Annotated in this window: 7 protein-coding genes; 5 read left to right on the forward strand and 2 right to left on the reverse strand. The window is 54.6% G+C overall.

The features are described from left to right. Positions 1-112 precede the first annotated feature (112 nt). Together FRY97_RS01765 and FRY97_RS01770 are read right to left on the reverse strand one after the other, a co-directional pair. The gene (locus FRY97_RS01765; RefSeq protein WP_147165695.1) at positions 113-2,086 is read right to left on the reverse strand and encodes a c-type cytochrome; all 1,974 of its coding nucleotides are present in this window, start codon (positions 2,084-2,086) and stop codon (positions 113-115) included. A gap of 2 nt (positions 2,087-2,088) precedes the next feature. Continuing rightward, positions 2,089-3,915 carry a 3-keto-disaccharide hydrolase gene (locus FRY97_RS01770; RefSeq protein ID WP_170254454.1) on the reverse strand — a complete coding sequence of 609 codons (1,827 nt, stop codon included), beginning with the start codon at positions 3,913-3,915 and terminating at the stop codon, positions 2,089-2,091. A 233-nt stretch (positions 3,916-4,148) separates the two neighbouring features. Between FRY97_RS01770 and FRY97_RS01775 the strand changes: the two genes are divergently transcribed. From FRY97_RS01775 to FRY97_RS01795, 5 genes are all read left to right on the forward strand, one after another. After that, a complete protein-coding gene (locus FRY97_RS01775; protein ID WP_147165697.1) occupies positions 4,149-4,658 on the forward strand; it encodes a hypothetical protein in 510 nt (169 codons plus the stop codon). A 427-nt stretch (positions 4,659-5,085) separates the two neighbouring features. Further along, complete coding sequence (locus FRY97_RS01780) at positions 5,086-6,438, forward strand: Gfo/Idh/MocA family protein (RefSeq protein WP_147165698.1); 1,353 nt, start codon at positions 5,086-5,088, stop codon at positions 6,436-6,438. A 34-nt stretch (positions 6,439-6,472) separates the two neighbouring features. Next, positions 6,473-7,231, forward strand: coding sequence for a 3-keto-disaccharide hydrolase (locus FRY97_RS01785; RefSeq protein WP_211356783.1), 759 nt, complete (start codon positions 6,473-6,475; stop codon positions 7,229-7,231). Continuing rightward, complete coding sequence (locus FRY97_RS01790) at positions 7,228-7,818, forward strand: 3-keto-disaccharide hydrolase (protein ID WP_147165699.1); 591 nt, start codon at positions 7,228-7,230, stop codon at positions 7,816-7,818. The genes FRY97_RS01785 and FRY97_RS01790 overlap by 4 nt, the downstream gene beginning before the upstream one ends. A 495-nt stretch (positions 7,819-8,313) precedes the next feature. Then, the gene (locus FRY97_RS01795; RefSeq protein ID WP_147165700.1) at positions 8,314-9,150 is read left to right on the forward strand and encodes an Rpn family recombination-promoting nuclease/putative transposase; all 837 of its coding nucleotides are present in this window, start codon (positions 8,314-8,316) and stop codon (positions 9,148-9,150) included. The last annotated feature ends 321 nt before the right edge of the window (positions 9,151-9,471 follow it).

Genomic DNA, 9,471 nt, shown 5'->3' on the forward strand with positions numbered 1-9,471 from the left:
GGCCTCCCCTTTGTACGGAAAGCCTGTTTTTATTGGGCTTATGCGGCTGACTGCTATGCGGCTGCCCTTGCAGGGGCGGCTGGCAATCCTGACTTAAAACTGACATTCCGGTTTATTTCAAAGAGGTGATCCATTTTGCGATCTGCAAGGCCTCATCTTTTGGGACTTGCGGCATAGGCGCCATAGGCGTCGAATAATCAGGCCAGTTGGCCGGCTCGGGGTTGTAGATCAGCTCCACGATGCGCTCCGGGGAATAATCCCTGGCCGCGATGGCTTTGAAGGAAGGCCCGACCTGCCGCTTATCCACTGCATGGCAGGCGGTGCAGGTATTGCGGATCAGCAGGCCTTCCACCGCTGCATAAGTGGGCAGTGCAAGCTTGGCCTGAGCCGCTTTGCGAGCTTCCGCAGCCTTTTTCCTTTTGGCCTCTGCTTCGGCGCGCTCACGGGCAGCCATTTTCGCCTCAGCGGCTTCCTGTGCCTTGACACTGCTGTACCTACCCCAGGCATCCTCAGCCAGCACCGTACCTTCAGGGATGTTGTTGAGGGTGTAATAAGCTACAGGGTGCAGCAGCCCCATGCTCGTGTCTTGGGCCATGCGCAGGCCAGACAGGTCTAGCTCATGGATGTGGTACTGCCGAAGGTTTTTCACCTGCAAGCGTACACTTTTGCCATCATCCCCTATCAGCACGCCGGCAATCTCAAGCGGCTGCTCGTGTATGGTCGGGCTTCCGTAAACAGGATGGTACTTATAGATAAACTGCCGGCCTTTGTATTGGTCTAAGTCCTTAGCCCGCTCTTTATCCACGGGGAGGGTAAAGGACACTTCGAAGCCGTCCGGCCGGGCTTTTACGGTGTACATCTCAAATGGCATGCGGCCCGTCCAAACGAGGCGTTCCAGGCCGGAAGTCTTCGTGCCAGCAGAGCCCCAGCCCCGGTTGGTCTCCCCAGCGTACAAGGAGCCATCATTGCCCCAGGCCATGCGCAGTACGCCAGACTGGAAGCCAGAGCGGAAATCGAAGGCTACCCCCTGATATTCCCCGTTCACTTTTTCCAAGTCTACCCGCATGATCTTGCTCTGCCCCTGATCGCTTACGAAGAGCTGCCCGGCAAAGGGGCCGAAAGCTCCACCGGTACGGTCCTCCAGGATTTCAGCATTGGAGATGCCCAAGATGCCGTGGGGGAGCCACACTGCCGGCAGCTGTATCTCCGGGAATTCAGATTTCAGCTCGTACAGCAGATCGGGGCTGGCCTCATCGCGGATATTTTCGGGCTTGACATAACGGCCGTTCTCCTTCACCCGCCGGCGGTCTACTTTGGCGAAGTAGTCATCTTGGGAAAGGCTGAGCGGGGACTCGGGCTGCCCCGTCCATCGCAAGCCTGCCGGGTGGCCGGTAAAGCTGCCTTTTTTTACGTGCCAAATGCCGCCAGAGCCCATCCAATCGCCCTGATTGTCATCGTAGAAGAACTCGCCTTCGTATTCGCCAATGCCGCAGGGGGACCGCATGCCGGTAGCCCAAGGCTCCATCTTGCCGTCTTCAGTGATGCGCATCGTCCAGCCCCGCCATGGCACCCGGCTTTCGCCCCGCCACCATTCTTCGTCTCCGAAAGCTACATTGGCCGTGACCATCATCCCGCCGTCGGGCATGATTTTAGGCCCGTAAGAATACTCGTGGTAATGCCCCGAGAGCGGCCAGTCGTAAATGGTTTCGTAAAGGTCGGCCACATCGTCCCCATCTGTATCTACGAGCTTGGTGAGCTCGCCGCGCTGAGCGGCATAAAGGGCGTAATCTTTATAAGCCAGCCCAAGCGGCTCGTGCAGCCCTGTGGCAAACAATTTGTAACGGGGCGCCCGGCCCTCGTACATGTCGGGGTTTTCTACAATCCAGACATTGCCGCGCCGCGTGCACAGGGCGATCCGCCCATCGGGCAGGGTGGCCATACCGCCGACTTCCAGCAGCATGCCTTCTGGCGTAGGCAGAGTGATCATCCGGTAGTAGTGGTTTTCTTCGCCTGCAGGCTGGGCAAAGGTGCCCGTGATAGCCAGCCCGCACCACAAGAGGGCTGTCATGATATGTCTTCGGTTCATTTTTACCATTTTATGTTATACTCCAAATGCTTCCCGAAAGGCATGACCAATTCTGATTGGCCAGCTACCTTTCGTACCGTAGCGTTGACGCCCGGGGGCAGCTGTACATAGTACTGCCGGTCCACGACATACAAGCCGCCGGTCAGTTGCACGACCTCCTGCCCTTCTGCCAGCTTCGCCATCCCGTTGAACGGGGCGGAGGCGGTGAGTTGACGGACGAGGCCTTTGCCCTCAGCATCGGGGCGGATATGATCGGACACCAAGAAGGTATCCACTTCGTAGAGGAATACCGGGTAGCCAGATTCCGGGTCCACTTTGTAGCCTTTGTTGCGGAAGCCAGCGGACTCATCGAGCGCTGAAGGGAAAGCCGCAAGGCTGTCTTTCAGGCGGGCAAAGCTATGCCCGGTGAAGAGGTAGGCGGGGCTGCCCAAAGGGCGGAAGGAGCCATCCCCCCTGCCCTGCCACATGGGGGTGGCATCTACAAAATCCCCCCTCCAGACACAAGCTGGCGAGCCGGTTTTGAGGTCATAGGCATAGTGTACGCCATTCGTGCCCCCAACCCCGATAGCGTGGGTCAAGCGTTGTTGGCGGTCGCCCTCGAAATCCAAAAATGCGCGGAGCATCCTCGGGCGATTGCCCACTTCATCCAAGATAGGGCCATTGCCCCCGCCGGTGGGCAAGGCGTCCATAGCATGCAGGGGCAGAGGGTGGCTTGTGGCATTGAACACGCCAAGGCGCAAGGGCAGCCAGCCGGAGTTTTTGTAATACACGAGCTCAATGGGGTTGTCGCCTTTTTCCAGTTTGACTTCCACGAGCTGCTCCCCGGCATACTGCATAGGGATCTCTGCCGGCTGATTGGCGACGGTCAGCCTTAGCCCGCCTGAGCACTTGAGCAGCAGCTGATGGGCGCCAGCTTCCTTTGCAGACAAGCTGCCGCGCACGATCATCCCAAAACTGGCCCGCTTGCCGGCCGGTGCAAGGGAGAGTTTGTCCAGGGGGCCTGCTGCAGCTTTTTCCCCCAAGGCTACCGCTCGGGCCTCCTCAAAGCCCCCTTCGTATAGCTCGTAAGTCAAATCCCGGAACTCGAGCGGCCGTTCCCGGAGCAGCTGATAGCGGATGTTGCGGAAAGCCACAGGCCCGTGGTCGCCTTGTATCATGAGCGGGCCCAAAGCCGTTTCCTCTTTAGAGACCGGGCCGCCGGTAGGCCTTGGGATTTCCACGTTCTCGTGGATACGGACCCCGTTCAGGTCTACGGACACGAGGCGGGCATGGCTTACTTTCGCCCCTGAAGCATCAAAACGGGGCGCTTGGAAGACGATTTTCAGCTGCTGCCAAAGGCCCGGTGCTTTTGCGGCATTTACCAGCGGCGCTTTGCCCATGTATTTCAGCTCGGGCGCCTGCTCCCAGTTGCGGTAGATGCCGCCGATATCCGAGAAAGAGGGCTGACTGACGCCCCAGCTGTCGAGCAGCTGTACTTCGTAGCGCCCCTGTAGATAAATGCCAGAATTGGAGCCCTTTGGCATCATCACTTCCAGCTCAAGGATGATATCGCCGTGCTCCCAAGCCGTAAGCAGGTGGTCGCGGGCATCAGGAGTGTTGTTGTTGAAGAGGATGCCGGTGCCCGGTGCCGCCTGCACCGCCCGCTCCAGATCGTCGTGGATATCGACGGCCGGGTTCATGGCTACGCCCCCCACTATTGACCAGTTGCCGGCCTGCGGCTGGAAGGCGGACATATCCGCCAGCGGAAGGCGCACGGTCTCGCTCCGCTGCCCGTACCCCAGCTGTATAAACAGCAGGGCCAGCAGCGCTGTGTACCCTAATCTTTGCATGTTGGTTTCCCTCGTTTGTTGAAAAAAGAAAATCTGATGGTTATCACAGACTAAGGTAGAAATAATGCACGAGTAGCCCAAATATCCTTTGCCCGTGTGCGCACCCTTTTCAAAACATATCCCAATTATTGATTGCTTTTTCGTAAATTCATCTAACAAACTACTTCTTCGCCAAAGAATCGTCATTTTTTGCTACCAGCCGACAAGGAAGCCCGGCGCCAAACCTAATCGAAATGAAAAGAATACTACTGCCCCTACTGCTGCAGGCAGCCGCTTATCTCCCCCTTGCTGCACAACCCTCCTATGCACAGCAAGACGAACTGCTCAGCACCCTCTACAGCGTCATTTCCGGAGAAGCCGGCGAGGCCAGGGACTGGGGCACTTTCCGTGAGCTTTTCCTCCCTGAGGCCAGGCTGGCCCCTTCAAGGGCAGCAACGGATAGCACCAAAGGCAGTTACCGGGTGCTCAGCCCGGAAGATTACATCCGCACTTCCGGCAAATGGCTGGAGGAAAATGGTTTTTTCGAAAAAGAGATCCATCGGAGCACACAAGAATACGGCAGCATTGCGCATGTTTTCAGCACTTATGAATCCTACCGGAGCGCCTCCGGCAAGGAACCGTTCGCAAGGGGCATCAACAGCATACAGCTGTTCCACGATGGGGAGCGGTGGTGGATACTCAGCATTTTCTGGATGGGGGAAACGGCAGCCCACCCCATCCCCAAAGAGTACCTGCCGGACTGACAGCTTGAGCGTAAACCCAAATGTCGCAGGCGGTTATGCTTTTGGGGCTCTAGTGCCTCAAGTCATAAATCCTTGCCACCCCAAGTTTCGTTCTTTTCCGCCTACTCTTCGTTAAAGAACCGCTCCTTTAGCTCGGGCTAAAGTCGCGAACCTTCGCCTTGATTAGCCGGAAAATAACTTCAACTTAATTATCAGAGATTTATGACTTGAGGCACTAGCCTGGCATTGGCCTAGCGCTGCGCAGGGGTGGCCGAAGGCCAGACCCGACGCCTGTAGGGCGAGGGGCCGAGCGGACAGCGAGCCCCGTAGCATAGCGGCACCTGCCTGCTGGCAGGGGCAGGCCCCTATCCTTGCGGAGGGGGCAGGCCCAAAAAACGACAATCTGGTTTGCAGCCGACAAATTGTAAAACATCAACCAACTAGACCTATGTCACAAAATCGGAGATCATTTATCAAAAAGGCCGCACTTGCTGGGGCCGCAGCGGCCAGCGCTACCAAAGCTTACGCTGAAAAGGGGGCACTGCCCTTTGAAATCATGAGGCGGGCGCCCCGGCCTTCGCCTAAGCAGACACTCCACATCGCCCTCATCGGTGCCGGGGGCATGGGCACCGTGGATGCCAATACCGCCCTGGAACACGAAGGGGTGCGCATTACTGCCGTTTGCGATTTGTACGATGGCAACCTGGACGCAGCGCGGGAACGCTGGGGGAGCCACCTCTTCCTGACCCGCAAGTACGAGGAAGTGCTCAGCCGGACAGACGTGGACGTCGTCATCATCGGCACGCCCGACCACTGGCACAAAGACATCAGCATTGCGGCCCTCAAGGCAGGCAAGCACGTGTACTGTGAGAAGCCTATGGTACACAGCATTTCAGAAGGGCATGAGCTCATCAAGGCATGGAGAGATTCTGGCAAAATCTTCATGGTCGGCAGTCAGGGGCTGTCTTCCCTGGGCAATGAAAAAGCCCGGGAGCTGCTGGCGGCGGGCGTCATCGGCGACATCAACTATGCAGAAGGCTTCTGGGCCCGTCATTCCCCGGGCGGGGCTTGGCAGTACCCTATCCCCTCTGGCGCCAATGAGCGCACCGTAGACTGGGCGCGCTACGTTTCCAATACCACACAGCGGCCCTATGACCCGCTCCGTTTTTTCCGTTGGCGGAATTACCGGGACTACGGCACGGGCATGTCGGGCGACCTCTTCGTACATCTTTTCTCCAGCCTCCACTTCATCACCAACTCCCTGGGGCCCACTAAGATTGCAGCAATGGGAGGGCTGCGCTATTGGAAGGATGGCAGGGAGGTGCCGGATGTACTGCTGGGCATGTTCGATTATCCCGATTCAGAAGCCCATCCTGGCTTCAACCTCTCTCTGCGCTGCAACTTCATCGACGGCACAAGCGGCTCTACTTACCTCAAAATAAACGGCAGCAAGGGCTCCTTAAATGTGGGCTGGAACGACGTGACCGTGGAGCGCAACAAAACTACCCACCAAGATGACCCCTTCCTGGAAGCGAAGGAAAAGGAAATGGGCAGTACCTACGCCGGCCGCAAGCAGATGCTCCCGCCTCAGAAGATGGTCTACGAAGTAGAAAAAGGCTACAAAGGCGCACATTTCGACCACTTTGGCAACCTCTTCCGGGCCATACGGGAAGGAGGGCAGGTAGTGGAAGACCCTGTGTTCGGCTTCCGGGCCTGTGCCCCTGCCCTACTGTGCAACGACAGCTATTTTGAAGACCGCTATATCCAATGGGACCCTGTGGGCATGAAGGTCATAGGCTAGCCCACATTTTTTTTCAAAACTAAAACCAACAACCATGAAGTACTTATGGGCTTGGGGCCTTGCACTGTCGATGTACAGCTGCGGGGGCCCGGCGACCACAGAAGCAGCCCCCCCTGCTTCAACAGAAACCGTTACGGCTGTAGCCGGCAACACCCTCTCCGAAGCTGAAAAAGCCGAAGGCTGGGCCCTCCTTTTCGACGGGCAATCGGCCGCAGGCTGGCGGGGCTTCAATCAGGATAGCCTCCCCGGCAGCTGGGCCGCTGAAGGCGGGCTGCTGACGACGGCAGGAACCGGAGGCGATATCGGCGGCGACATCATCTACACCGCACAAGCATTCGACAACTTTGAGCTGTACCTGGAATGGAAGATAGAAGAAGCCGGCAACAGCGGTATCTTCTATCATGTGCAAGAAGGCGAGCAGTACCACGCCCTTTATGAAAATGCCCCGGAATACCAACTGCTGGACGATATCGGCTTCCCACAAGAGCTGGAAGCCTGGCAGACTGTTGGCGCAGATTATGGCATGTATGCCCCCAAAGAAGACAAGCCCCTGCGCCCCGCAGGGCAATGGAACAGCAGCCGCATCCGGTACACGCCCAATAAGGTGACTTACTGGCTGAACGGGGCTGAAATGCTCAGCTTCGACCCTGGTTCCGATGATTGGCAGATGCGCAAGGAAATTGGCAAGTGGAAAGACTACCCCGATTATGGGGCCGCCCGCACCGGATGGATCGGCCTGCAGGACCACGGAAGCAGAGCCTGGTTTAAGAACATCAAAATCCGCCCGCTATGAAAACCTGCATGACTATTGTCTTGATGAGCACCTCCATCAGCTTGCTTTCTGCACAAACCCAATTGTTCAATGGGAAAGACCTGAACGGCTGGGAAGCTTATGGCACAGAACAATGGTACGTTGAAGACGGGCTATTGATCTCCGAAAGCGGGCCGGACAAAGCCTATGGCTACCTCTGCACAACGGAGGCGTACGATGATTTTGTGCTGGCCCTCTCTTTCCTGCAAGAGGCGAACGGCAACAGCGGGGTCTTCTTCAGGTCTACCGTTGAAGGCACCAAGGTACAAGGCTGGCAAGTGGAAGTTGCCCCGCCCGGGCTGCATACCGGCGGGATATACGAATCCTATGGCAGGGGCTGGCTGGCCAAGCCCGGAGCAGCACAAGAACAGGCCCTGCTCGAAGGCACATGGAATGAGCTAAAGATCAAGGCCAAAGGCCCGCGCATAACGACTTGGCTGAACGGGCGAAAGATGGTCCGTATCAAAGACCAGAAAATTGGCGAGGGCCAGGGCGGGATCTGCCTTCAGATACATGATGGTGGCGGGATACGCGTCAAATGGCGGGATTTTTCTTTAAAGGAACGTTGATAGAACATCATTAGGGCAGGGCGCTTTGCGGCGCCCTTTCTTTTGACTTGCCCCTGCACAACAAGAGGGGCCTGCCCCTGCCGCAAGGAGGGGGCAGGCTGGCAGGTGCCGCTATGCTGCGGGGCTCGCTGCCCGCTCGGCCCTGTCGGGCTTGCCACCCCTCCGCAGCGCTAGGCCGGCGCCAAGGGGTGGCAAGCCCCCACAGGGCAGCCGCACTGGCCTACCGGCAGGCTGTTTTTTATATTGGCAAGCAGGTAGCATTGTGGCTTTTTTGTATATTGTAGTATTGTCTGGGCTGTAGCTTGGCACGCCGGGCGCTGCAAGCAGGTAGGCTCAGCCTGGGCAAGGTGGGGAAAAGAACGACAAATTGGGGAGGGAAGTGCGTGTATTAGCGAGTTGCAGGCAAGCTATTGACAATTCAGATAATGCGGCGAGAACTAAAAAGAGTTATATTTGTGTTGAATGGTCTAGAATACAAAATAGAATAGCTTGAAAATGAGCGGACTACAAGATAAATATATAAACCCACTGACAGACTTTGGATTTAAAAAACTTTTTGGAAGTGAACCCAATAAAGCCTTGTTGATTGATTTCCTGAACCAAATACTTCCAGAGAAACATAAAATTAAAGACCTGAATTATTCCCGAAATGAACAAATGGGATTGAATGAATTAGATAGGAAAGCAATTTTTGACTTATACTGTATTGGTAAATCTGGAGAACGTTTTATCGTAGAAATCCAAAAGGCAAAGCAAAATTATTTCAAGGATAGAAGTATATACCATTCATCATTCCCAATTCAAGAACAAGCTCAGAAAGGAGATTGGGATTATAAATTAGAACCAGTTTATACAGTTGGGATACTAGATTTTATATTTGATGACCACAGGTCAGAAAATGAGATTTTGCATTTGATAGAGTTAAAGAACCAGAAATGCGAAGTTTTCTATGATAAGCTAAAGTTCATTTATATAGAGCTGCCTAAATTCAAGAAAAAAGAAGAGGAATTAGAAACTCAATTCGATAAATGGCTGTATGTGTTTAGATATTTATCTCAGCTACAAGACCGGCCACAAAAATTGCAAGATAAAATCTTTGAAAAGCTATTCGAAGCAGCAGAAATAGCAAAGTTTACCTCAGAAGAGAGGGAGGCCTATGAAGAGAGTTTGAAGTACTATAGAGATATAAAGAATGTAGTTGACACTTCAATGGAAGAGGGAGTAGAAAAGGGATTGAAATCTGTAGCAAAAGAAATGAAGAAGGAAGGAGAGCCAATAGAAAAGATAATGAGATACACAGGACTAACAAAAAAGCAAATAGAAGAATTATAAACCGCCTGCCTGCAACAATGGCTACATGCCATGCCGGTAAAAACCTTCGAGAGGAAAATTGAGATTGAAAAACCCGCGCAGGCAGCAAAAGCCAGGCTACGCCAAGTTCGCCTTTTGCTGCCTGCGCTAGCATTTGTGAATTAAGACGAAAATGGTAAATTTAGAATCCGGCACGGCACGTAGCCGGGCCGTTCTCGGTCATTAAATTAAAATAGCTGAGTAAACATATTAAATCATATAAAAACTAAAACCATGATTAGATTAATCACTACAGTATTGCTTTTACAGCTTGTCCAGGTATTCTCTTTTGCTCAGGAAAGC

The organism is Phaeodactylibacter luteus (assembly GCF_007993045.1).
Lineage (GTDB): Bacteria > Bacteroidota > Bacteroidia > Chitinophagales > Saprospiraceae > Phaeodactylibacter > Phaeodactylibacter luteus.

Coding starts and splice junctions, on each gene's coding strand:
- FRY97_RS01795 (WP_147165700.1), top strand. CDS start 8,314: ATGAGCGGACTACAAGATAAATATATAAACCCACTGACAGACTTTGGA.
- FRY97_RS01770 (WP_170254454.1), bottom strand. CDS start 3,915: ATGCAAAGATTAGGGTACACAGCGCTGCTGGCCCTGCTGTTTATACAG.
- FRY97_RS01790 (WP_147165699.1), top strand. CDS start 7,228: ATGAAAACCTGCATGACTATTGTCTTGATGAGCACCTCCATCAGCTTG.
- FRY97_RS01765 (WP_147165695.1), bottom strand. CDS start 2,086: ATGAACCGAAGACATATCATGACAGCCCTCTTGTGGTGCGGGCTGGCT.
- FRY97_RS01775 (WP_147165697.1), top strand. CDS start 4,149: ATGAAAAGAATACTACTGCCCCTACTGCTGCAGGCAGCCGCTTATCTC.
- FRY97_RS01785 (WP_211356783.1), top strand. CDS start 6,473: ATGAAGTACTTATGGGCTTGGGGCCTTGCACTGTCGATGTACAGCTGC.
- FRY97_RS01780 (WP_147165698.1), top strand. CDS start 5,086: ATGTCACAAAATCGGAGATCATTTATCAAAAAGGCCGCACTTGCTGGG.